The sequence below is a fragment of the Streptomyces flavofungini genome (genome assembly GCF_030388665.1).
GTDB lineage: Bacteria > Actinomycetota > Actinomycetes > Streptomycetales > Streptomycetaceae > Streptomyces > Streptomyces flavofungini_A.
The window spans coordinates 5,002,818-5,025,063 of the sequence record NZ_CP128846.1 but is presented as its reverse complement, the minus strand read 5'-3'; the positions used below and the strand labels follow the sequence as shown (position 1 = coordinate 5,025,063).

Here is a 22,246-nt window from a genome sequence, read left to right as displayed (position 1 = left end):
CCACCTCTGGCAGAGGTTATGGGAGGCGGGCGCAGGGGAGGCGCCCACGAGTGGTGTGCCCACTCGATCTGCGCCTGGCGGCCGGGGGAGCCGGCTCTCCGCCGCCCCCGCACCAGCCCCCGTACGGCCCGGCCCAACCGCCCGCCGGACTACGGCCCGACGGCCGCGAGCAGCCATGTCTTACGCACCATCAACCACCCCTAAAGCCTGTTGCGAAAGTGCTGGTGGCACGGGTTGCTAGGGTCCAGGCATGACGCGCTTGAAGATCGAGATATCCGTCCCCGAGAGTCATGCGGAAGTGGTGATCGAGGCTCTCCACGCGGCCGGTGCGGGGCGGGTGGGCGAGTACGCAAGGTGTTCCAGCGTCTGGAAGGTGACTGGCAGCTGGCAGGCCCTGCCTGGCGCGCAGCCGTACGACGGTGAAGTCGGTCTCGTACGGCACAGCGAAGAGTGCCGGATCGAATCGGTCTGTGACGCGGATCAGGCCAGCGCCGTCCAGCGGGCTGTCCGCGATGCCCACCCCTACGAGCAAGCGGTCATCCATTTTCTGCCGCTGTACGAGCCGTAAGTAACGTCGGTAGGCGTGTCCCTCACAGCCATTCCGTGATGGCTGCCACCAGCACGGTTGCTTCGTAGCGGACGGCGAGTTTGTCGTACCTGGTGGCGACGGCGCGGTGGCGCTTGAGGCGGTTGATGCCGCACTCGGCGGCGTGCCGCTGCTTGTAGTCGTTCCTGTCGAACGTCGGTGGCCGACCCGCCGCGCGATCCGAGCTTGAGCCGGTTACGGACCCGGTCCGCAGGCACCGGAATCGTGGCCTAGATCCCGCGTCTGCGCAGGTAAGCACGGTTGCTGCGGGAGTCGTACGCCTTGTCGGCCCGCACCCGGTCCGGTCGCCTGCGCGGTCGGCCGATCCTTAACCGCGGCACTCGGACAGCTTCCAGGACCGGCTCGAACTGCGGCGAATCCCCTCGTTGCCCAGCTGTGATCACCACCGACAGCGGCTTCTGCCCCTGCTCGACCGCGAGGTGGATCTTGTAGGTCAGCCCGCCACGGGACCGGCCGAGTCCGTGGTCAACCGGTTCGACGGAGACTCCGCCGGGCGGCTCCTCCATACCTGCGGCCGGCCCGGCTTGATGCCCTGCGGCAACAACGGCTCCAGCCGGGCCCACTGGCCGTTCGTCAGATCTCCGCGTCCCACAGGGTGTGATCATCTACGACCAAGATCTCATTTCGCAACAGGCCCTAGCTGCCCGGGAGTCCGCCGGGATCAGCGTAGAGGCGGAGGTCTCGGCGGTTGGCCTCGACGGCGGGGCACCGGACATCGAACACAGGCTCTCGTTCCGGATCAAGCGACAGGCCATCCTGTACGCGGACACTCCCACGCCGTATCACGCCGTCATCCACGAGGCGGCGCTCCGCATGAAGGTCGGCGGTCCGGCGACGGCACGCGAACAGCTTCAGCACATCCTCGACATGAGCGAACGCAGCCACGTCACCGTGCGTGCCATCACCTTCGACGCCGGTGCCTACCCGGGCTCAGGGCAGTCGATCTACTTCGTGAACGGACCGGTGCCGCAGCTGGACACAGTTCAGTTGGACCAGTCCCACGGTCTGGCGTTCCTCGACGCCGAGGCCCAACTTCACAAGTACAGGACTCTCTTCGAGCGCATCGAGAGCGCCGCGCTCTCCCCCGCCAAGTCCCGGGACCTGATCCTCACCATCATGCAAGACCTGTGAAGGAGTACCGATGAACTCCCCCTGGCAGAAGTCGTCCTACTGCTCCGAGGGCAACTCCTGCATACACGTGTCCACAGCAGATGCCCACAACATCCGCCTCACGGAGAGCGCCGCCCCGGCCCCAGTCATACTCTCCGCACCGCGCACCGCGTTCGCCGCCCTCCTCCGCGCCGCAAAGGAGAGCCCCAACCGTGCCTGACGTGCCCCCTGACCTCGACTGGACCCGAACCGCCCCCGAAGAGGAAGACGGCCCCGACCCCTGGATCGAACTCGCCTTCGGCGCGGACGACGCCGTCTACCTGCGCACGACCGACGCCCCGGACAACGTCGTCACGACCACCCGCAAGAAATGGGACGCCTTCGTACTCGGCGTACAGGCAGGCGAGTTCGACCACTTCGCTGAAGAGGTCTAGTACGCGCTGCCTGCCGCCTCCCGGCAACGCGACGCGGCGCGGCGCGTGTCAGGAAACCGGCCCTTGCCCGTCCCTCAGCCGCGCGGCGAACGCCCGCGCGGCAGCCAGGTCCCCGTCGTTCGGCCGCTGTTTCTGGATGCCGCCGACCAGCTTGAAGGGCCCCATGGTGTCCAACGCCCGGCACGAGAAGTTTCCGGCCACCTCAAAGCCCTTGCCTTCCAGGAGCTTGACCAAGGGGCGGGAGAAGGGCGCCAGCGGCAGCTCGGGAAGGCCGCTGGTGGCGAACACGAATGCCCGGCCCCGCCCGGTGGGCAGCGCCTTGACGAAGTTGATCAGGCGGGGGTGGAGCCTCTGATAGAAGACGCCCGAGCCGAATCCCACGAGGTCGGCATCGGCCAGCTCCGCCAGGTCCGCCTGCTCGGGGGAGACGACCTTCGCGCCCAGCACCTGGGCCATGCAGTCGGCGACACGACGCGTATTGCCGTGCGACACGGAGGCGCACACGATGACGGCCTTCATCTTTACGGTCCCTTCTCTCGCTTCTGTCATGAGACACCGCAGCGACATCAGGCGTGACACCACTCGGGTGTGATGACAGGCACACCGAATGGAGGGCCGGGGCGGGGATGGGTGCGGCCCCGTAGATGGCGGCGAGTGTCGACGGGTACCACCTGCGAAGCCGCCGCGCCAAGCTGAGGAGGGGCGGGCTTTGGCTGATATCGCATGGTGTTTGGCCTCGTGTGTACCGGTGCGAATGTCCTGGAACGTGCAAGGTCCCGTGTGCTGAGCTCCGTTGGCAGGCACCGTGCGGGCCTCGTGGGTGTCTCGTGCTGGCCTGAATCTGATCGTATGAGTGATCGTTCAGATACGAACTGTCATACCCAGTGACTAGAGTTGCCCGGTAGTTCGCGATAGCTATGCGCTCGCTGCGTGATCGAGCTTGGGCCGTGTGGTCGTACTGGGGGTGGGGCCGGTGGGGGCGGGGAAGTCGGGCGGCGGGTCGGGTGGGTCAGACGGTTCGTTCTGGTCCGCGAACCCCTTCGACGGGATCACGGACGCTGTGGTGGATGTGGCCACGGAGCTGTCGTCGTTCGTGGTGTTCCAGAAGCGGGTCGATGACCTGATCCGTGATCTGAAGGGGTCGGCGGCCGGACCGGCCAAGGTGGGGCAAGAGCAGCTGGGGCGGCCGCAGTTCGGTGGTGGGGACGGGGCGTGGGCCGAGGCCGCGGGCCTGTTCGGTGCGTACGGGACGGTGCTCACGGAGCTGGAGGGCCTGTCGAAACTCCTCTCCGACTCCATGGAGGGGATGGGCATCGCGGTCCTCGCCTCGCACAAGGGCTACCGGAACGTGGATGAGGACATTCGTGATCGCATGGCGGAGATCAGCGCGGGGATTTCTGAGCGGTACGGGAGCGGGGCTGGTGCTGGCGCCGGGCAGGAGCCGGGCCGGGCGGACCGGCGTACGGAGGATCCGGCAGGGGACGCGGGAGGGTCGATCTGATGGGCGGCAAGGGCAGCACGTCGTTTGAGTCGATGAGTCATGAGCAGATGCTGGCGTGGTTGGACCAGGCGAACGCCGGTCAGGTCCAGGCGGCCGCGGATCGGCTGGTGGCTGCGGCTGCGGAGATCCGGAAGATCGCGGACGAGTTGAAGGTGCGGCCGCAGTGGGTGCGGTGGAAGGGCGAGGGCGCGACGGCGTTCCGTACGTGGAGCGGGGATCTGGCCAACTCCACGCTCCGCCTGGGTGACTTCAGCGAGGCGTCGGCGAAGTGGCTGACGCGGGCGTCGGAGGCGATTGCTACCGCGCAGGCGTCGATTCCGCGTGACAAGGGCGGCGCGGAGGGGAACCTGGCGGCGGCGCAGGCCAACCCCAACGACCCGGACGCGCGGGCGGTGGGCGCGAAGTCGGCCGGGGAGCTGGAGCGGATCGAGGCAGCCAAGGAGAAGGTCCGCCAGGAGGCTGCGGCGGAGATGCGGAAGCTGGGGCAGGCGTATCAGTTGGCGGCGCAGCAGTTGGAGGGGTTGGAGAGGCCTCGGTTTCGGCCGTTGCCGCCGGAGGTTACGCCGCCGCCGGTGCCGGGCGTCTTTGTGGTGGCGCCTGGCGGAGGAGGCAGTGCCGTGCCGTCTGGCGGAGGGTCAGCGGGTGGGCCTGCGCGTGAGGTGCCCTATCAAGATTTGTCCCGGCCGCCGGCTGCCGTATCCGGGCCCAGCGGGTCGGGAGGCGGATCGGACGCGCCAACGGGCCTGGGCCCACAGCCGATGCCTCAAGGCCCGGGCCCGGTGGGCGTCCGAGTCGACGGTACGGGACCGCTTCCTGACGCCCCGACGGCACCTCCGCCCTCCCCTTCCGGTGGCACGTCGACCCCGGTCAGGCCCGACGGGACGGCGCAACCCATAGGTCTGTTTCCGCCATCTTCGGGACGGCAACCGAGTCCCCCGGTGAACCCCACGACTCCGCCGGGGCCAAGGCCAGTTGGACCCGGGGGGCGTTCACTTCTGCCGCCTGGGGGCGGCCCGGTGGGACCTCCTCCCGGACGGACGGCGGGTGGTGGTCCGGTAGGGCCCACTCCCGGACGGACGGCGGGTGGTGGGCCTGTGGGACCGGCTCCCGGGCGTACGCCCAGTGGGGGACAGCCTCTGCCTCCGCGCCCGACGGGCCCGGCACAACCGGTGGTCGGGGGCACCCCCAGGGTTCCCCCTGCGGGCCCGCCCGCTGGACGTATGCCGAGCGGCCCCGGCATCGTCGGCGGTCGACCCACGCCGTCCGTCCCCGGCGGGCCGATTGGCGGTATGCCCCGAGGTGCGGTCGTCGGCGGGTCTCCCGCGGGGACGGGCCCGGGAGGACCGGGCGCCGGACGAGGGGCGGCAGCGGGACAGCGACCGATGAGTGCCCCCAACGGCATCGCGGGCGGGCAGCCCCGACGGCAGGGACCGATGCGGGGCGCCATGCCGCCGAACACGACGCAGCCCTCACGCTCACGACGCGACGAGCAACGAGACGGCAGACCGGACTACCTCACCGAGGACCAGGACACCTGGCGCCCGGACGGCCGCCGGGTCGTCCCGCCCGTCATCGACTGAATCACCGTGATCCCCCCACTCAGAAACCACGAGGTCATGAGAGAGCAGATGGCTGCCAGGACACCGCACCACACACGGTGGCGGACCGTCGCCTCGGGTGCCGTGAGCCTCCTGCTGACAGGCGTCGCGGCCACACCCGCTCACGCGGAGTCCGTACGAGACAAGCAGTGGCACCTCAACGCCATGCAAGCCGAGAAGATGTGGCAGACCAGTACGGGCAAGGGCGTCACCGTCGCTGTCATCGACACGGGTGTCAACGCCGACTTGCCGAATCTGCGGGGCCAAGTGCTTCCGGGCATGGACCTGGCGCCGGAGAGAGCAGGGGATGAGCACGCCGACCCGAAGGGCCATGGAACGTACATGGCGATGCTGATTGCAGGAACAGGAAAGGGAAGCGGTGGAAACGGCACCTTTGGCCTCGCACCGGGTGCCAAGGTTCTCCCCATCCGAGTCCAGGATGACGGGCTGAACTCCAATCAGCACATCATCAGGGACAACAAGCGCTTCAGCCGTGGCATCCGCTACGCAGCCGATCACGGTGCGAAGGTCATCAACATCTCGATGGCGCTGGTCAAGGGGTCACCACACCTCACCGCCGCAGTGAGGTACGCCCTGGACAAAGGCTCGCTCGTTTTCGCCGGAGTCGGCAACGAGGGGATCTCGGAGCTTCGCTACCCAGCGAGTACGCCGGGGGTGGTCGGCGTCGGAGCCGTAGGCAAGAGCCTCCGTAAGACAAAGGAGTCCCAGTACGGCCCGCAGGTGGACCTCGCCGCACCCGGTGACGAGATCTACACGACGTGCGCGTCGGGCACGGGCATCTGCAACGGCCACGGCACCAGCGCCGCGACCGCCCTGGCCTCTGCCAGCGCCGCCCTGATCTGGTCCAAACACCCCGACTGGACCAACAACCAGGTCCTGCGGGTCATGCTCAACACCATCGGCGCCCCCACGGACGGCGCGAAGCGCAATGACTCCATCGGCTACGGCATCGTGCGTCCCCGGGTCGCCCTGGAGAAGCCGGGTAACCCGGGGGCACCGGACGAATACCCCCTGCCGGACCTCAAGCAGTCCAAGCCCGGGCCCAAGCCGAAGGCCACGTCGCCCACCCCGTCAACCGCCCCCGGATCGGCGGCACAGGACGAGTCCGACGACGGCGACGGCGACGGCGGCGGCATCGGCACAACAGCCAAGATCGGCCTGGGCGTCGGCGCTGCCGCGCTGATCGGCGGCGTGGTCGCCGCGGTGGCCGTCGCCCGCAGGCGCCGGGCCGCTGCGCCCCCCAACGTGTTCGGGAGGCCATGACATGGCGTGGGAAGAGTGGGAGCAGCTCAAAGCGGATGCTGCTGAGCGGCAGACCGACCGGATGCGGCTGAACCAGCTGCCCGACGGGCCCGGGGGCGGGGGTGGCAAGGACCTCGTCGTTCACGACAACGTGCTCGGGAAGCTCGGCAACATGGCGTACGACCTGCGGGAGCGGTTCCGTGTGGACAGTGACCACGCCCGGCAGGCCACGTTCGACGCCTCCGTCGAGCTGGGGAACGACGGCCTGGACACCGGCTCCGCGCTCACCGAGTTGCACGACGCGTGGAACAGCAAGGCCAAGGTCCTCAAGGACGCCTGCGCCCACATCTCCAACGGCCTGGACTTCGCGCGCTCTCAGCACGCCAAGGACGAGGACAAGGTCGCGACGTCCATCAAAGCCTCGGCCATCTCGAAGTACTTCACGTAGAGGGAACTGATGCTGACCGTCTCGGATCTACTTCAACTCCGCCTGGGGAAACTGCAGGAAGCCGTCACCGACTGGCAGACCATGGCCAAGCGCCTGCAGCGGCTGGCCGAAGGCAAGGACGGGATCTCCGCCGCCGACTTGGCCCAGCAGGCCGGCGCCGCCGACTGGCACGGCGTGAACGCCACCGTGACCCGGGAGTTCATCACCAAGACCAGCCGCGAGTTCAGCCAGGCGGCCGCCGAGGCGAAGACGGTCCTGGGCCTGCTGCGCGATACGCACAGCGACCTCGCCAAGCACAAGAGCGACCTCCAGACGGCCATCGACCACGGGCGCACACGGCGGATCCGCCACGAGGAGGACGGCACGGCGCGCTACGCCCACCCGAAGGGGATGCTCGGCAGCGAGATCACGGACAAGCCCAGCCAAGCGGAGCTGGACGCCGCGGCCGAGCGGGTCACCCGGATCCTGTGGGAAGCCACCGAGACCGACCGGATCGCAGCCGAGGCCCTGCGCGGCATCGCGAAGAACAAGCACGACTTCCGCACCGGCGGCCCCAAGAACCTCGGCGAGGCGGACGCCAGGCAGGGCAAGAAGGAAGCCGAGTACTGGGCGAAGAAGATCAAGGAGGGCGATCCCAGCGAGTGGAGCGACAAGGAACTCGCCCGCTTCAACGAGTCGCTGAGAAACCAGCGGGACAACAAGGCCTTCACCGCCACGCTCGCCACGAGTCTGGGCGGTGAGGGAACCCTCCGGTTCTGGCGCGACCTCGCCGACCCGCCCGGCGCCGACGTCGAGGGCGACCGGGCCAAGATGCTGGCCCACGTCCAGGACAACTTCAGCATGTCGCTGGCGAACGCCACCCACGTCGACACCCCGGCCATGGACGAATGGAAACGCGACGTCATCGCGGCCGGAGACAAGAAGTTCCCGCTGCCCGACGGAATCCAGGGCCCCTACGGATTCCAGATCGCCAGCAGCCTCATGAAGAAGGGGAAGTTCGCATCGGGCTTCCTCAACGACTACGGCACGAAACTGATCGAGTTCGAGCGGGAGAAGGGGAAGAGCCCCGCTTACGGAAACCCCGGAAACCTCTGGGGCTTCGACAGCCGGCTCGACTACCCGCCTTCGGACAAGCCGAACGACCCCATCGCCGGCTTCCTGGAGGGCCTGGCCCACAACCCCGGCGCCTCAGCCGCGTTCTTCAAGGGCTCCACGCAGGGTGAGGGCCTTGAACCGATCGACAACTACGACTACTTGGTGGGCGCCAAGGGCGACGAGGCCAACGCACCCGACGTCCGCTCGTGGCCACAGGGCGAGGACGGCAAACCGGCCGGGTACGCGAGCCTCGGGCACGCGCTGGAGTCGGCGACCCTCGGGTACGCGTATGACGACAAGACCCCCGAGATCCCCCCGATGAAGACGGACGCGCAAATCGAAGCACGCCAGGACCGAACTGACCTCATGAGGCGGGTTGTTGACCACTACAACAGCGCCGACGCGATCGACGGGCAGCCCGGGATGCGGGACAGCCTGGCGCGGATGGCTGCGGGGCATGTCGACAGCATCACACGCTCGGTAGCCGACTTCGGGGGCAGCAGTGGTGTGACGACAGTCGATGAGCTGCTCGACACGAACAACAAGCACCTGGTCGATTTTGGATCCGGAACCCAGAACTTCCTTCGCGCTCTGGCTTCGGATCAGGATTCGTACGCGACGGTGTCCAGCGCCCAACAGGTCTACGGCACCAGCCTCATGGCGGCTCAGGGCAACGACCACGACGCCGCCATGAACGCAGCCGGATACAGCATGAAGGTGCACGGCGCGCTTGATGAGGCCCGGATCGAGGCCATCGGAAAGGAGTTCGCCGACGAAGAGGACAAACGCAACGAGGCACTGGAAAATCAAGCCGAATGGCGGAAATTCGCCGCAAGCGCCGCCATCGGCACGGTGGTTGGGGTGGGGGCAGCCACCGTCATCCCCGCAGGAGCAGCTGCCGCCATCGCGGTCCCTCTCGCGTTCGAGGCTGGGGGCGGGGCCGCGGATACGTTCAGCGCGAATACCTTCGACTGGCTGAAGGCGGACGAGTACGACAATAGACAGCAGGCGGTTGACAGCATCGACGACGCGAAGAAGGAGGGACGGCGCAATGCCATGGCTCCGATCATCAACTACGCACAATCCGAAGGGCTCGTCGGAAAACCAATGGAAAAATACATGCCCAACCTGGAGCTCAAATACGGTGGTGGACGCGATGAGACGGACACCGACGAGGCGAGGGGCCACTGATGCGGAACCTCCGCCTTACGACGCTCGCCCTGACCTTCGCACTCCTCACCATGGCGGGCTGCACCAGCAGCGATGAGAAGCCAGACCGCACTCTCGACGAGAGCAGGCCATGCGAGAAGCTCCTCGGAAGGGAGGGTAAGGCCTGGCTGAAGGAACACAACGCAGTTTCCAAGGTGCACCCGAAAACCTCCGAGAAGATTTCCTATGCGCGTGCAGAATTCCGTAGGCTGGCCACCACTGAAAAACACTACTTGGTTGACGAGCAAAGCATCTCAGGATCCTCCATGTGCCGCGCATGGGACCCGGAGCGCGGGGTCGGCTACGATTTAATGCTGGACTACAGCGCGATCAAGCAACCCTTCGATAAATACCCTGACGTTGACGGTTCGTTGAGTTCAGCCACCCTCGGGCGGGACGTCAAGATCGCCTACAGGGAAAGTCGGCACCTCGATAAGCGAAGGTATTTCATCAACGTCAGATGCGGGATCCCCGGAGCGAGTGCCTCACAACTGAACGATATAACGCTGGAAGGATGGATGTCCGACGCCCTTACCAACAACTCCAGCTACCACGCCCATTTCGAGCTCCTCCTCCACTCCGCCAAGGTCATGACCGACGCCTTCAAATGCACCAACAATCCGCAGATCCCCACGACCCTCCCCTCATCCATCAAGGACTGACCTTCGCCACGGGCGCTTGCCGGAACGCGGCAAGTCGGCTCAGGCGGAGGCAGCGCCGGGCGTGCGCCGGAGTGGAAACCACCCGTGACGGGTGATTGACGCAGCGCCAACTTTGGCGGAAGGCTAGGGAGTTGGGCCGACCCTGTGGGGATGGGGAGCGTCGGCCCGTGCGCACGCCCGTGTTCGGAGCTGTGCGCCCTACGGCTAGGGGGAGCCGACGTTGGCAACCGATGGACCGCGTGACGAGCCCAGAGACGAGCCCCAGGACCGCCGTCCCGGCGAACCCCAGGACCGGCGGCCCGACGACGAGGCCGAGGGCAGCTCCGGCCCGCCCCCGCCCCCAGCCACGCCAGCCACGCCCACGCCATCAGCCACGCCCACGCAGCCCGCACCGCCCGCCACACCCGCCCAGCCCACCGCACCTCCGCCACCGCCCGCGTACGCCCCGATCACCCCGCCCGCCCCATCCGCCCAGCCTGCCCAGCCCGCACCACCCGCCTACGGCTCGCCACCCGCCTACGGCCCGCCCCAGCAGCCCCCGCCCGGCATGCCTGGCACGCCTGCCCCGCCCACACCACCTGCCTCACCCGCCTCCCCTTACACCACCCCCGAACTCCTAGAACCCCCAGCCACCCCCACCCCACCCACACCCGACCCCGCCCCGCCCGAGCCCCTGCGGCCCGTGGCCGCCGCGCTGCTCAACCTCACCGGGCTCGGCCTCGGCTACGTACTGCTCCGCGCCTGGGTGCCCGCCGCCCTGTGCTGGGCCGCCACCGCCGCGCTGCTCCTCGTCGCCCTGCCCGCCGACGTCGACGGCGTCCCCGGCGGCGCCCTCCTCGGGTACGCCGTCGTGCTGGTGCTCGCCGCCGCCGACGCCGCCCGCCGCGCCCGCCGCACACCCATCGGCTGGCGGCTGCGCGCCCCCGTCGCCGCCGGGCTCGGCGTCGTCCTGCTCGCCGTGCCCGCCACCGGCGCGCTCGCCTACGACTCCGCGCGCGACGAGGCCGTCGAACAGATGCTGCTCGACCGCCTCGACAAGGCCGACCGGCTCGTCAAGGCCCAGGAGGGCCGCCCGTTCACGACCACCGAGAGCGAGTACCGCGACGCCCTCGGCATCTACCGCGGCCTCGTCCGCGACCACGCCGGCTCCCGCGCCGCCGACCGCGTCCCCGACCGCCTCGACACGTACTACAAGTCCGTCGCCGCGCCCTATGCCGACCGCCAGTACTGCGAGGCCATCGAACCGCTGAAGTATCTGCGCACCCTGCCCGACACCCTCGGCAAGGACCGCCTCGGCCGCCTCGCCACCTGGCCCGACAACCGCCTCGCCGACTCCTTCTACGCCTGCGGCATGTCCTCCCTCGGCAAGACCGGCGGCGGCTCCGACCTGCGGGAGCTGATGAACACCTTCCCCGGGTCCGACGCCGCCGCCAAGGTCGTCCCCGGCATCCGCGCCGCGATCGACGAGCGCGCCGACGAGCTGAAGGGCCCCGACCCCTGCTCGGCCACCACCGAGCTGCGCGCCATCCGCACCACCGCCGCCACCCTGCCCGGCAGCGCCACCGCCGGGCTCCGCGCGAAGACCGCCGCCACCATCCAGTCCGGCAGCTACGCCTGCGGCATCGACGACTTCAAGGACGGCCGCTACACCGAGGCCGCCAAGACCCTCTCCGGCTACGCCGACACGTACAAGGACAGCGGCAAGCGCCAGCGCGCCCGCACCATCGCCATCGCCGCCGAGGTCGCCGCCGCCCGCCCGCAGGCCGGCCGCAAGCTGCCCGCGCAGCGCGGACCCGGCTCCGGCCAGGAGTTCGTCATCAAGAACGACGGCCCCAGCGCCGTCGAGGTCCTCTTCACCGGCCCCGCCACCGGCAGCGTCAAACTCGGCCCCTGCCTCGGCTGCACCACGTACAGCAGCAGGGCCGAAGGGCGCGCCAAGGCCTGCAAGGCCAGCGGCCGGAGCTACCCGCAGAAGACCCTGCGGCTGCCCGCCGGCGAGTACCACTTCCTCTACAAGCGCGGCACCGGCGCCGGCACCCTCGTCCGCGACCACAGCGACGGCGCCAAGGTCCAGGGCGGCTACCGCTACACGGACTGCGCCTACGTCGTCCGCGGCGGCCTCGGCGACTTCGCGCCCCGGACCTGACGACTCCGCCTCACGGAGCCGACCTCACGGAGCCGGCCTGACGAGTCGACCTGACGTTCCGTCTGGAAGCCCCGCCCCGAGCTCGCCTGAGTTGACGTCAGTGGCCACGCCGGGCATTCATTGCCCGGCGTCACCCCTCGTGATACACAGAGTGACCATACGTTCCTGCGTATAGCGTTCTGCGTCCGCCGCCGACCGCCTACGCGGGCTGCGTACGACGAAACGTGCGAAGTCGGCCAACAAATGACGTCAAGGCGGCACGCGCCGGACCGATTGTCAGCGACAATGAGCCTCGTCCTCTGCACTGGGTAAGCAGAGGCGGGCAGAGGCGCTAGAACAACCCACTAGGGGCGGTGAGTTACACATGCTTATGGCAGCCGAGAAGGGCGACATCAACACCATCATCGGTGGGATCGCCCCCGACTGGGGCCCCTTCGGGAGCCTGGGCAACGAGGCGCGCGTGATGATCGAGGTGGTGATGGCGGTCGCCATCCTGCTGTGCCTCGGCATCGCGATCTGGGGCGCCGCCAAACAACGCATCGGCGCGACGGCCCTGCGCGACACCTTCAGCGCGGAACAGGGCAAAGGCCTGATCATCGCCGGACTCACCGGCGTCTTCATCATCGGCTCGCTGGGCACGCTGTTCACCATCGTGTACGGCATGGCGGTCTGACACCCGTTCCCCGGCTGCCACCGGGTTCTCCCCCGTCCGACGCGCCCACCGGCTGAGGTTGCAACTCCCTGATGTCCAGTCACCACACCGCGCCCGCGTCGGAGTCGGCCCGGCTACCGTCGTACCGGGTGCACCTGGCGGATAGCGCGGTCAAGCAAGAGGTTGAGGGGACGTACGCGGCATGAGCGATGACGATGACCTCTTCGGCGGCACGGGCGAGACCCGGACGCGGCTCCCGGAGGGCGACGGCCCCGACGGCTACGGCTCCCGCAGACCCGCACGCGGCGCGAGCCGGTCCCCCTCCCGCAGCGTCGTCACCGTCATCGGCGTCGTCGTCCTCCTCATCGCCGCCATCGCCTTCGCCAACCGCGACGACTCGTCGTCCGACGGGGGCGGGGACGGGGGGCGCGGGGGCGGCAAGGGGGCGGAGGCGGCTCCTACTGCGCCTACGGGGGAGAAGCCGGTGAAGGGGAAGGGTGCGGCGGGCATCCCTTCCGGGTTCCCGAAGACCCAGCAGGGCGTGGAGAGCGCGACGGCGAACTATGCCATCGCTCTCGGCTCCGCCGACATGTTCGACAAGGCACGCCGCCACGTGATCGTCGACAACGTCTACACCCCGACGGTCGCCGCCAAGCGCAAGCCAGAGTTGGACAAGGTGTACGCAGGTGAGTCGTTCCTGTCCCGGATCGGCCTGAACAAGGACGGCAACGCGCCGAAGGGCACGACGTTCGTGTCCCGCATCATCCCGGTGGGCACCAAGGTCACGGAATTCGGCGGCGGCTCGGCGACCGTCGAGATCTGGTACTCCTCGCTCTTCGGTCTCGCGGGCGAGAACACCGAGAACCCCGTGACCGAGAGCTGGTTCACGAACACGTACGACATGCGCTGGGTCGACGGGGACTGGAAGGTCGCCGACTTCAAGCAGAAGGACGGCCCCGTCCCGGTCGGCCGCGACCAGCGGGCCTCCACCGCCGACGACATGGCGAAGGCCGTGGAGGAGTACGGAGGGTTCACCTATGCCCGGTAGCACCCGACGTCGCGTCCTGTCACTCACCGGCGCCCTGGTGACCGTACAGACCGCCGTCCTCATGCTGGCCACCCGCGCCGCGGCGGAACCCGACGACCCCTGCGAACTCATCCGCGGCCCCGCCAAGAAGTACTGCGAACGGGGCGAAGGCGGCGACAGCGGCACCCCCAGGGCCCCCTCCGACGACGGCGCCTTCTCCAAGCTCGACCCCCTCTCCTCCCTCGCCCGCGGCTTCGGCGACGCCGCGTCCTGGATCGTCAACAAGCTCACGGAGTACGTGAACGACACCGCCGCGGTGGACTTCACCAACGAGAAGTTCCTGCAGCAGTACGCCGTGGTGTTCGCCGCCTCGACCGTGCTCACGCTGATCGTGTGGCTGCTCGCGGTCGCCAAGCGCGCGATCCGCGGCGTCCCCATGCTCACCGCGCTGTCCGAGGCCATCGGATTCCTGTGGCTGACGGTGCTCGCGTCGGCGTTCACCCCGCTGATCCTCGCCACCGTCGTGTCCGCGACCGACGGCATCTCCGAGGTCCTCGCCAAGTCCGTGGGCGGTGAGACCGACAAGTTCTTCGGCACGTTCTCGCAGGCCCTGGACAAGGGCACCGACATCGGCGGCGGCCCGATCATGCTGATCGTCGTGTCCGCCGTGTCCATCGCCGCCGCGGGCATCCTCTGCCTGGAGCTGGTGATCCGCGCCGCCATGCTGTACGTCGGCGCGCTCCTCGGCACCGTCGTCTACTCCGGCCTCGTCGACAAGAACACCTGGGGCCGCATCCGCCGCTGGGCGGGCCTGATGGTCGCGATCATCCTGGTGAAGCCGATCATCGTGATCGTGCTCGGGATCGCGGGCGCGCTCCAGGGCGAGGACGGGCCGGACTCGCTGTCGGCCGTCGTGTCCGGGCTCTCCGTCATCCTCCTCGCCATCTTCGCCAGCGCCTCCATCTACCGCTTCGTCCCCGGCTTCGGCGACGACATCATGGCCACCCGCAACAACCGCCTCATGCGCGGCGCCGAGAACCGCGCCGCCACCGCCCTCAACTCCCCCGCCGCCTGGGTCGCCCAGGGCATCCGCACCCACAGCGCCCGCTCGGGCGGCAAGGCCGGCGGCGGCAAGGCGGGCGGCGGCGACACCCCGCCCCAGCCCGCCACGGCCAACGCCGTCGGCAGCGGCGTGTCCACCCACGGCCACCGCTCCGGCTCCCCGAACGGCGGCGGAACTGTCCCCTCCGCCGCACCCCCACCCCGTACCAGCCCGTCGAACACCCCGCACGCGGGCAACCGCGGCGGTACGAACAGCACTGGAGGTGAAGGGCGTTGACGACCCAGTCCCATGTGTCCCCACCGGTCACGCCCCGCCGCACCTATCTGATCGGCCGCGCCCGGCCGAACGCCATCATCGGCCGTAACCGCGAGACCGGCGAGATCGCCCTGATCATCGGCGGCGCCTTCCTCGGCATGATGTGCGGCATCCTCATCCCCTTCCTCTTCCCGCGCATCCTGCTGCTCATGGGCTTCCCCCTGATCGCGATCGCGGCGGTGTACCTCCCCTACAAGGGCCGCACCTTCTACAAGTGGTTCGAGATCAACCGCAGCTTCAAGCGCACCCTGCGGCGCGGCACCACCTACCGCTCCGGCGTCGCCGAGGCCGGGGTGCGCCTCGACGGACGCGAGGTCGAGATCGGCCCGCCGCCCGGCATCGGCCGCATCAACTGGCTCGCCGCGCCCTTCGGCCCCGACGAGATCGCCGTACTCCTGCACGCCGACCGGCGCACCGTCACCGCCGCCATCGAGATCGAGGGCCCCGGCGTCGGCCTGCGCGACAGCGAGGACCAGGAAGCCCTCGTCGACCGCTTCGGCACGCTCCTCAAGCACGTCGCCAACGGCGACGGCTTCGTGACGCGCATCCAGATGCTGGCCCGCACCCTGCCCGCCGACCCCGACGCGCACGCCAAGGACGTCAGCGCGCGCGGCGACGACCGCGCCCTGCCCTGGCTGCGGGACAGCTACGAACAGCTCCAGTCGATGGTCTCCACCAGCAGCGAGCAGCACCGCGCCTACCTCGTCGCCTGCATGCACTACTCCCGCGACCTCGCCGCCGAGGCCCAGGCCATGGCCCGCGCGTCCCGCCCGCACGGCGGCAAGAAGCTCGACAAGGACGCCGGGCTCGCCGTCGTCATGGCCCGCGAGCTCACCGACATCTGCTCCCGCCTCCAGGAAGCCGACATCCGCGTCCGCCAGCCCCTCGGCCAGGGCCGCCTCGCCTCCCTCGTGCACTCCATGTACGACCCCGACCACCCCATCGACCACATCCAGGCCATGACCAAGCGCAACGCCTGGCCCGCCGAGCTGGACGCGATGGAGCCGACGTACCTCCAGGCGAAGACCCGCGAGTCGACCACCCGCGCCCCCTGGTGCCACGCCACGGCCTGGGTGAAGGAGTGGCCGATGACCCCCGTAGGCGTCAACTTCCTCGCCCCCCTCCTGGTCCACACCCCCGACGTCATCCGCACCGTCGCCGTCACCATGGATCTGGAACCCACCGAGATCGCCATCGAGCGGATGCTCACGGAGAAGACCAACGACGAGGCCGAGGCCAGCCGCCAGGCCAAGATGAACCGCACCGTCGACCCCCGCGACATCGCCTCGCACTCCCGCCTCGACCAGCGCGGCGAGGACCTGGCGAGCGGCGCCGCAGGCGTCAACCTCGTCGGCTACATCACGGTGTCGTCCCGCTCCCCCGAAGCCCTCGCCCGCGACAAGCGGACGATAAGGGCATCGGCCGGAAAGTCGTATCTGAAGCTGGAGTGGTGCGACCGCGAGCACCACCGGGCATTTGTGAACACACTGCCGTTCGCGACCGGCATCCGGCGATGAACCTCAACGGTAGGGGTGTGAAGGTGCGATGCGGGACCCGCTGACCGTCCTCACGGACGCGTTCACGTCCTTCCTGTTCGGGAAGGTGGAGACCACCCGCCTGCCGGTGCGCACGTCCACGGGCCAGGCCCAGGCGGTCTACCTGCCGACGGCCGCGCCCGGCCTCGGCGACTCCGGCGTGATCATCGGCCGCGAGGTGTACTCCGGCAAGGGCTACATCTACGACCCGTTCCAGCTGTACGGCCAGCAGCTCCCGGCACCGCACTGGCTGGTCCTCGGGGAGTCCGGCAACGGCAAGTCCGCCCTGGAGAAGACGTACGTCCTGCGCCAGTTGAGGTTCAAGGACCGCCAGGTCGTCGTCCTCGACGCCCAGGGCGAGGACGGCGTCGGCGAGTGGAACCTCATCGCCCAGGAGCTGGGCATAACCCCCATCCGGCTCGACCCGACCGCCGCCCTCGACATGGGCATCCGCCTCAACCCCCTCGACCCGGCGATCACCACGACCGGCCAGCTCGCGCTGCTCCGTACGATCATCGAGGTCGCCATGGGCCACGGCCTCGACGAGCGCTCCGGCTTCGCCCTCAAGGTCGCCCACGCCTACGTCAACGAGACCATCGTCGACCGCCAGCCCGTCCTCACCGACATCGTCGAGCAACTGCGCCACCCCGAACCGGAGTCCGCCGAGGCCATGAACGTCGCCATAGACGACGTCCGCGCCTGGGGCCTGGACGTCGCCCTGGTCCTGGACCGCCTCGTGGACGGCGACCTGCGCGGCATGTTCGACGGCCCCACGACCGTCGGCATCGACCTCGACGCGCCCCTCATCGTCTTCGACCTGTCCCACATCGACCGCAACTCCATCGCCATGCCCATCCTCATGGCGATCGTCGGCGTGTGGCTGGAGCACACCTGGATCCGCCCCGACCGGAAGAAGCGCATCTTCCTCGTCGAGGAGGCCTGGCACATCATCAACTCGCCCTTCGTGGCCCAGCTCTTCCAGCGCCTGCTGAAGTTCGGCCGCCGCCTCGGCCTGTCCTTCGTCGCCGTCGTCCACCACCTCTCCGACGTCGTCGACGGCGCCGCCGCGAAGGAAGCCGCCGCCATCCTCAAGATGGCGTCCACCCGCACCATCTACGCCCAGAAGGCCGACGAGGCCCGCGCCACCGGGCGGGTCCTCGGCCTGCCCCGCTGGGCCGTCGAGATCATCCCCACCCTGACCCCCGGCATCGCCGTCTGGGACGTCAACGGCAACGTCCAGGTGGTCAAACACCTCATCACGGACACGGAACGCCCCCTGGTCTTCACCGACCGCGCCATGACGGAGTCCGCGAGCGACCTGCTCGCCGACGACGCCCTCGCGGCGGCCGAACGGGAGGCGGAGGAAAGGGCCGCGTACATGGAACAGCAGATGGGCGACGGACCCGCCGGGTCCTCCGGCTCCCGGTCGACGGTGGCCTGACGTGGGGCAGGGACGACCCGGGCAGGGCCCGGGCTCCGGGCAGGGCTCCGCCGGTCAGGGCACGGGCGGGCGCGGCGGCGTCCCTGACGGCCTGCTCGTGGGCGGCCTCGCCTTCGTGCTCGGCATGGTCGTCCTGATCTGGTCGTCCACGGGCATCGCGGGCTGGTGGGCCCACGGCTCCTGGCCCGACGGCGTGACCTTCGGCAAGACCCCGCCCGCGGTACGCCACCTCGCCCAGGAACCTCACGACGTCGCCGGCGCCTGGCCCGACACCCCCGCCACCCAGCTCTCCGGCTACGGCCTCCTCTGGGGCTTCCTCATCGGCCAGGTGATGGTCCTCATCGTCCTGGCGGTCTTCGTCATGGGGACGGTCACCCGCTTCAGGGCGGTACGAAGAGCCCGCCGCCTGGAGGCCATGAACCCGCCGGCCCGGGAGGTTCCGGCCCGGGAGGTTCCGGCCCGGGAGGTTCCGGCCCGGGAGGTTCCGGCCCGGGAGGTTCCGGCCCAGGAAGAGCGGGAGAAGGCGGACCCGGCCCCCGTCGTACGTGAGTCTCCCGCACGTGAGGAGCCCGCTCCCCCTGCCTCTCCCCCTGCCTCTCTCCCTGCGGACGCCGAGGTCCCCGCCCCGGTGGAAGTCCTCGCCCCCGCGCCCACCACGGCCCCCCTGGACAAAACCCCCACGGTCCCCACCCCCCGTACCCCCCTGGTCCTCGGCACCCCGGAAACCCGCCGCCCCCTGGCCGCCCAGGCCATCGCGGACGCGGAATCCGCCGCCCTGGTCATCACCTCGGACCCCACCCTCTGGGAGGAGACCAAGGACGCCCGGGCGAAGCTCGGCCCCGTCCTGGTCTACGACCCCTCGCACCTGTGCGACACCCCGGCCCGCCTCCACTGGCCCCCGACCACCGGCTGCGAGGACAACGCCACGGCCGCCCACCGGGCGAGATCCCTCCTCGCCCCGATAAGGCCGAGCGCCAAGCTGGACACCGCCGTGGCCGACACCGCGGAGACCCTGCTCCGCAGCTTCCTGCACGCCGCGGCCATCGACGGCCGCAACATCAAGCACGTCCACCGCTGGGCCCAGGGCACCCAGGTCCAGGACGCCGTCCGCGTCCTGCGCACCCACCCCAAGGCGGCGTCGGGCGCGGCCGGCGAACTGGAGTCGGCCCTCACCGCGCACACCGAACGCCGGGACATCGCCCAGGAGTTGACGGCCCGCGCCCTCTCCGCCCTGTTCACGGTCAACGTACGGGAATCCTGCACGCCGAACCGAACTGATGCCCTCACCCTGGATTCCTTCATCGATGAAGGGGGCACGCTTTTTGTGGTGGGTGAGGCGATCGAGGACCCCAAGACGAACCCCGGCGCGATGCCGCTCCTGACGGCACTCGCCTCCAGCGTGGTCGAGCACGGCCGGCGCATGGCCGAACGGTCATCCTCCGGTCGGCTCGACCCACCAATCACCCTCGTCCTGGACGACGTCGCCGCGGTCGCCCCGCTCCCCCAACTGCCGGAGCTGCTCGCCACCGGACCGGAGCGGGGCATGCCCACCCTGGCGCTGCTCCGCTCCCGCGAACAGGGCCGCGCCCGCTGGCCCCACGACGAGCTGACGGGCTAGAGCAGCATCCGCGCGGGCCGGACCGGCACGCGGGACGGGTCCTACACCACCGCCCGCTCGAGCACCATCTCCCGCTCCCGCGCCCCCGGATCCCCCGGCACCGGCGCGAGCTCCCCGCTGGCCACGAACCCGAACTTCCGGTAGAAGGCCTCCGCGCGCGGGTTGTCCTCGTGCACGAACAACCGCACCCGCTCCACCCCCGCCCCGTCCCGGTCCCGGGCCCAGCCCACGGCGGCCGAGAACAACGCCTCGGTCACCCCCGTACCCCGATGCTCGGCCCTGACGAAGACCCCCACGAGATGCGCCTGCCGCACTGACGGGCCCGGTCCGAGCACGCCCTGCGTCCCCGGCTCCTCGATCAGCACCGTCACCGAACCCGCCCAGACGCCGTCCGGCCCCTCCGCGATGAACTGCCGCACCGAACCGCCCGGCGCGGCGGAGCCCGCGGCACGGTCCTGCCAGAAGTCGTCGGGCCTCGCGACGGCGACCTCGTACGTCTCCAGGAAGGCGACCGGCGCTGCCGGGTCCCGCAGAGCGAGGAGCCGCAGCTCACGGACCTGTCGCCATTCGTCGGCACGCACGGGGCGTATGAGGTGTTCCATACACCGATCCTGAGCGGACGACCCGCCGTACGCAACGCAATTCGTCCACCGGCCCCGCGACCGCCCGCCCCGCCGTCGTACCCCGGTACTACTCCCCGCCCGACGAGGAGACCCCGGTCCGACGCGCCCGCACCCGCCCCGACGCGACCATCGAGCCATGATTCGGGCACACGGACTCACCAAACGCTATGGCGGGAAGAACCCCAAGACCGCCGTCGACGACCTCTCCTTCGAGGTCCGCCCCGGCACCGTCACCGGCTTCCTCGGCCCCAACGGCGCCGGCAAGTCCACGACCATGCGCATGCTCCTCGGTCTGGACGCGCCGACCGCCGGACGCTGCACGATCGGCGGCCGGGCGTACGCCGCGCACAGCGCGCCCCTGACGGAGGTCGGCGCGCTCCTGGAGGCCCGTTCCATCCACCCGGGGCGCTCCGCGTACCACCACCTCATGGCGCTCGCGCACACCCACGGCATCCCGCGCTCCCGCGTCGAGGACGTGCTCGGCGCGACCGGCCTCACGGATGTCGCGGGCCGCCGCGTGAAGGGCTTCTCGCTGGGCATGGGCCAACGCCTCGGCATCGCGGCGGCCCTGCTCGGCGACCCCGCGACCCTCATCCTGGACGAGCCGGTCAACGGCCTGGACCCGGAGGGCGTCCTGTGGATCCGCAACCTCCTCAAGGCCCAAGCGGCCGAGGGCCGCACCGTCCTCGTCTCCTCGCACCTGATGAGCGAGATGGCCGTCACCGCCGACCACCTCATCATCATCGGCCGCGGCAGGCTCCTCGCCGACACCACGGTCGAGCGCTTCGTACGGGACTCGGGCACCGGCTCCGTGAAGGTCGTGTCCCCCGCCGCCGCCCACCTCGCCGAACTCCTCGCGAGCCCCGCCGTCACCATCACCAGCAGCGCCCCCGGCACCCTCGACGTCCGCGGCACCGACGCCGAGCACATCGGCCGCACCGCCGCCGCCCACGCCATCCCCCTGTTCGAACTCACCCCGCACAGCGCGTCCCTGGAGCAGGCCTTCATGGACCTCACCCATGACTCCGTCGAGTACGTCACGCCCCTGGAAGGAGCCGCGGCATGACCACGGACACCCTCGCCCCGGTCACCCCCGCCCCCGCCCGGAGCGCGTACCGCGTCACCCCTGCCCGCGTCCTGCGCTCGGAGTGGCACAAGCTGTGGACGCTGCGCACCACCTGGATCACGCTGATCACCGCGGTCGTCCTCGTCCTCGCCGTCGGCATCACCATGGGCTCCACCTACGACGGCGACGACTCCGAGATCGACACGGTCGTCTTCGTCCTCTTCGGCACCCAGCTCTCCCAGATCTGCCTCGCCGTCCTCGGCATCCTCGTCACCGCGGGCGAGTACGCGACCGGCATGATCCGCGCGTCCCTGACCGCCGTCCCGACCCGCCGACCCGTCCTGTGGTCCAAGGCCGCGGTCTTCGCGGCGGTCGCCTTCACCCTGTCCTTCGTCACGAACGTCGTCACGTTCCTCGTCGCCCAGATCTGGCTCTCCGGCACCGACAAGAAGCTGTCCCTCACCGACTCCGGCGTCCTCGGCGCCCTCGCGGGCAGCGCCGCCGCCATCACGCTCCTCAGCCTGATCGCCCTCGGCCTGGGCGCGCTCCTGCGCTCGGTCCCCGGCGGCATCGGCGCGTTCGTCGGCGCCGTCCTCGTCCTGCCCGAGGTCATCGGCACACTGCCCCTCGACGCGGTCGACACCGCCGTCAAGTACTTCCCCGCCCAGGCCTCCTCGTCCCTCGGCTCGATCGCCCGTGCCGAGAACTCCGTCTCCGCAGGCACGGGCCTGCTCGCCCTCACCCTGTGGGCGGCGGCGATCCTCGCGGCGGCATCGGCGCTGCTCAAGCGCCGGGACGTATGAGTCCGGCCCGAGTCGACACAGGAGTATCGC

The 22,246-nt window shown here is 69.8% G+C and carries 22 protein-coding genes and 1 pseudogene; 19 read left to right on the top strand and 4 right to left on the bottom strand.

Annotated elements, in window-relative coordinates; all coding sequences use genetic code 11:
• Window positions 1-250: 250 nt before the first annotated feature.
• Entirely contained in the window at window positions 251-568 is a 318-nt protein-coding gene (locus QUY26_RS21165) for a hypothetical protein (RefSeq protein WP_289948976.1), read from the top strand.
• Between the two features lie 248 nt (window positions 569-816).
• Here the strand turns inward: QUY26_RS21165 and QUY26_RS41190 are convergent, their stop codons facing one another.
• Window positions 817-1,113, bottom strand: a complete 297-nt coding sequence (locus QUY26_RS41190) for a transposase (RefSeq protein ID WP_436840372.1) — start codon at window positions 1,111-1,113, stop codon at window positions 817-819.
• Between the two features lie 202 nt (window positions 1,114-1,315).
• Between QUY26_RS41190 and QUY26_RS21155 the strand changes: the two are divergent.
• The 3 genes and pseudogenes from QUY26_RS21155 to QUY26_RS21145 all read left to right on the top strand — a co-directional run.
• Window positions 1,316-1,738, top strand: a pseudogene (locus tag QUY26_RS21155) (DUF5753 domain-containing protein); the annotation flags it as partial.
• Between the two features lie 10 nt (window positions 1,739-1,748).
• Window positions 1,749-1,937 carry a DUF397 domain-containing protein gene (locus QUY26_RS21150; protein ID WP_289948974.1) on the top strand — a complete coding sequence of 63 codons (189 nt, stop codon included), beginning with the start codon at window positions 1,749-1,751 and terminating at the stop codon, window positions 1,935-1,937.
• Window positions 1,930-2,151, top strand: a complete 222-nt coding sequence (locus QUY26_RS21145) for a DUF397 domain-containing protein (protein ID WP_289948970.1) — start codon at window positions 1,930-1,932, stop codon at window positions 2,149-2,151. The genes QUY26_RS21150 and QUY26_RS21145 overlap by 8 nt, the downstream gene beginning before the upstream one ends.
• Before the next feature lie 48 nt (window positions 2,152-2,199).
• Here QUY26_RS21145 and QUY26_RS21140 read toward each other — a convergent pair whose 3' ends face one another.
• Window positions 2,200-2,670: a flavodoxin family protein gene (locus QUY26_RS21140; RefSeq protein ID WP_289948968.1), complete on the bottom strand. Its 471-nt coding sequence runs from the start codon at window positions 2,668-2,670 to the stop codon at window positions 2,200-2,202.
• 430 nt (window positions 2,671-3,100) lie between these two features.
• Here QUY26_RS21140 and QUY26_RS21135 point away from each other — a divergent pair, with 430 nt between their 5' ends.
• Window positions 3,101-3,652, top strand: coding sequence for a hypothetical protein (locus QUY26_RS21135; protein WP_354670700.1), 552 nt, complete (start codon window positions 3,101-3,103; stop codon window positions 3,650-3,652).
• Between the two features lie 79 nt (window positions 3,653-3,731).
• On the opposite strand, the gene QUY26_RS21130 is transcribed toward QUY26_RS21135, so the two are convergent.
• Complete coding sequence (locus QUY26_RS21130) at window positions 3,732-4,091, bottom strand: hypothetical protein (protein ID WP_289948967.1); 360 nt, start codon at window positions 4,089-4,091, stop codon at window positions 3,732-3,734.
• A 943-nt stretch (window positions 4,092-5,034) separates the two neighbouring features.
• On the opposite strand from QUY26_RS21130, the gene QUY26_RS21125 reads away from it, so the two are divergent.
• From QUY26_RS21125 to QUY26_RS21070, 12 genes are all read left to right on the top strand, one after another.
• The gene (locus tag QUY26_RS21125) at window positions 5,035-5,232 is read left to right on the top strand and encodes a hypothetical protein (protein WP_289948965.1); all 198 of its coding nucleotides are present in this window, start codon (window positions 5,035-5,037) and stop codon (window positions 5,230-5,232) included.
• A 48-nt stretch (window positions 5,233-5,280) separates the two neighbouring features.
• A complete protein-coding gene (mycP, locus tag QUY26_RS21120) occupies window positions 5,281-6,534 on the top strand; it encodes a type VII secretion-associated serine protease mycosin (RefSeq protein ID WP_289948963.1) in 1,254 nt (417 codons plus the stop codon).
• A gap of 1 nt (window position 6,535) precedes the next feature.
• A complete protein-coding gene (locus tag QUY26_RS21115) occupies window positions 6,536-6,961 on the top strand; it encodes a hypothetical protein (protein ID WP_289948960.1) in 426 nt (141 codons plus the stop codon).
• Between the two features lie 9 nt (window positions 6,962-6,970).
• Window positions 6,971-9,247: a hypothetical protein gene (locus QUY26_RS21110; RefSeq protein ID WP_289948959.1), complete on the top strand. Its 2,277-nt coding sequence runs from the start codon at window positions 6,971-6,973 to the stop codon at window positions 9,245-9,247.
• Window positions 9,247-9,927, top strand: coding sequence for a hypothetical protein (locus tag QUY26_RS21105; RefSeq protein WP_289948956.1), 681 nt, complete (start codon window positions 9,247-9,249; stop codon window positions 9,925-9,927). The genes QUY26_RS21110 and QUY26_RS21105 overlap by 1 nt, the downstream gene beginning before the upstream one ends.
• Window positions 9,928-10,609: 682 nt before the next feature.
• A complete protein-coding gene (locus QUY26_RS21100; protein WP_289948955.1) occupies window positions 10,610-12,073 on the top strand; it encodes a hypothetical protein in 1,464 nt (487 codons plus the stop codon).
• A gap of 364 nt (window positions 12,074-12,437) precedes the next feature.
• The gene (locus QUY26_RS21095) at window positions 12,438-12,746 is read left to right on the top strand and encodes a hypothetical protein (protein WP_030363595.1); all 309 of its coding nucleotides are present in this window, start codon (window positions 12,438-12,440) and stop codon (window positions 12,744-12,746) included.
• A 181-nt stretch (window positions 12,747-12,927) separates the two neighbouring features.
• A complete protein-coding gene (locus QUY26_RS21090) occupies window positions 12,928-13,773 on the top strand; it encodes a hypothetical protein (protein WP_289948953.1) in 846 nt (281 codons plus the stop codon).
• The gene (locus QUY26_RS21085; protein ID WP_289948952.1) at window positions 13,763-15,091 is read left to right on the top strand and encodes a hypothetical protein; all 1,329 of its coding nucleotides are present in this window, start codon (window positions 13,763-13,765) and stop codon (window positions 15,089-15,091) included. The genes QUY26_RS21090 and QUY26_RS21085 overlap by 11 nt, the downstream gene beginning before the upstream one ends.
• The gene (locus tag QUY26_RS21080; RefSeq protein WP_289948950.1) at window positions 15,088-16,647 is read left to right on the top strand and encodes an SCO6880 family protein; all 1,560 of its coding nucleotides are present in this window, start codon (window positions 15,088-15,090) and stop codon (window positions 16,645-16,647) included. Before QUY26_RS21085 ends, QUY26_RS21080 begins: the two co-directional genes overlap by 4 nt.
• A gap of 28 nt (window positions 16,648-16,675) precedes the next feature.
• Window positions 16,676-18,106: an ATP-binding protein gene (locus tag QUY26_RS21075; RefSeq protein ID WP_030363591.1), complete on the top strand. Its 1,431-nt coding sequence runs from the start codon at window positions 16,676-16,678 to the stop codon at window positions 18,104-18,106.
• Between the two features lie 124 nt (window positions 18,107-18,230).
• Window positions 18,231-19,724: a type VI secretion protein gene (locus QUY26_RS21070; protein ID WP_289955878.1), complete on the top strand. Its 1,494-nt coding sequence runs from the start codon at window positions 18,231-18,233 to the stop codon at window positions 19,722-19,724.
• 41 nt (window positions 19,725-19,765) lie between these two features.
• On the opposite strand, the gene QUY26_RS21065 is transcribed toward QUY26_RS21070, so the two are convergent.
• Window positions 19,766-20,326 (bottom strand): GNAT family N-acetyltransferase, encoded by a 561-nt coding sequence (locus QUY26_RS21065; protein ID WP_289948947.1) that lies wholly within the window; start codon window positions 20,324-20,326, stop codon window positions 19,766-19,768.
• Window positions 20,327-20,483: 157 nt separating this feature from the next.
• Here QUY26_RS21065 and QUY26_RS21060 point away from each other — a divergent pair, with 157 nt between their 5' ends.
• Complete coding sequence (locus tag QUY26_RS21060; protein WP_289948945.1) at window positions 20,484-21,413, top strand: ABC transporter ATP-binding protein; 930 nt, start codon at window positions 20,484-20,486, stop codon at window positions 21,411-21,413.
• Window positions 21,410-22,216, top strand: a complete 807-nt coding sequence (locus QUY26_RS21055; RefSeq protein ID WP_289948942.1) for an ABC transporter permease — start codon at window positions 21,410-21,412, stop codon at window positions 22,214-22,216. Before QUY26_RS21060 ends, QUY26_RS21055 begins: the two co-directional genes overlap by 4 nt.
• The last annotated feature ends 30 nt before the right edge of the window (window positions 22,217-22,246 follow it).

Excerpts from the sequence above, each read along its gene's own strand:
- QUY26_RS21165 (WP_289948976.1), top strand. The coding sequence starts at position 251 with ATGACGCGCTTGAAGATCGAGATATCCGTCCCCGAGAGTCATGCGGAA.
- QUY26_RS41190 (WP_436840372.1), bottom strand. The coding sequence starts at position 1,113 with ATGGAGGAGCCGCCCGGCGGAGTCTCCGTCGAACCGGTTGACCACGGA.
- QUY26_RS21150 (WP_289948974.1), top strand. The coding sequence starts at position 1,749 with ATGAACTCCCCCTGGCAGAAGTCGTCCTACTGCTCCGAGGGCAACTCC.
- QUY26_RS21140 (WP_289948968.1), bottom strand. The coding sequence starts at position 2,670 with ATGAAGGCCGTCATCGTGTGCGCCTCCGTGTCGCACGGCAATACGCGT.
- QUY26_RS21125 (WP_289948965.1), top strand. The coding sequence starts at position 5,035 with ATGAGTGCCCCCAACGGCATCGCGGGCGGGCAGCCCCGACGGCAGGGA.
- mycP (WP_289948963.1), top strand. The coding sequence starts at position 5,281 with ATGGCTGCCAGGACACCGCACCACACACGGTGGCGGACCGTCGCCTCG.
- QUY26_RS21115 (WP_289948960.1), top strand. The coding sequence starts at position 6,536 with ATGGCGTGGGAAGAGTGGGAGCAGCTCAAAGCGGATGCTGCTGAGCGG.
- QUY26_RS21110 (WP_289948959.1), top strand. The coding sequence starts at position 6,971 with ATGCTGACCGTCTCGGATCTACTTCAACTCCGCCTGGGGAAACTGCAG.
- QUY26_RS21105 (WP_289948956.1), top strand. The coding sequence starts at position 9,247 with ATGCGGAACCTCCGCCTTACGACGCTCGCCCTGACCTTCGCACTCCTC.
- QUY26_RS21095 (WP_030363595.1), top strand. The coding sequence starts at position 12,438 with ATGCTTATGGCAGCCGAGAAGGGCGACATCAACACCATCATCGGTGGG.
- QUY26_RS21090 (WP_289948953.1), top strand. The coding sequence starts at position 12,928 with ATGAGCGATGACGATGACCTCTTCGGCGGCACGGGCGAGACCCGGACG.
- QUY26_RS21085 (WP_289948952.1), top strand. The coding sequence starts at position 13,763 with ATGCCCGGTAGCACCCGACGTCGCGTCCTGTCACTCACCGGCGCCCTG.
- QUY26_RS21075 (WP_030363591.1), top strand. The coding sequence starts at position 16,676 with ATGCGGGACCCGCTGACCGTCCTCACGGACGCGTTCACGTCCTTCCTG.
- QUY26_RS21070 (WP_289955878.1), top strand. The coding sequence starts at position 18,231 with ATGGTCGTCCTGATCTGGTCGTCCACGGGCATCGCGGGCTGGTGGGCC.
- QUY26_RS21065 (WP_289948947.1), bottom strand. The coding sequence starts at position 20,326 with ATGGAACACCTCATACGCCCCGTGCGTGCCGACGAATGGCGACAGGTC.
- QUY26_RS21060 (WP_289948945.1), top strand. The coding sequence starts at position 20,484 with ATGATTCGGGCACACGGACTCACCAAACGCTATGGCGGGAAGAACCCC.
- QUY26_RS21055 (WP_289948942.1), top strand. The coding sequence starts at position 21,410 with ATGACCACGGACACCCTCGCCCCGGTCACCCCCGCCCCCGCCCGGAGC.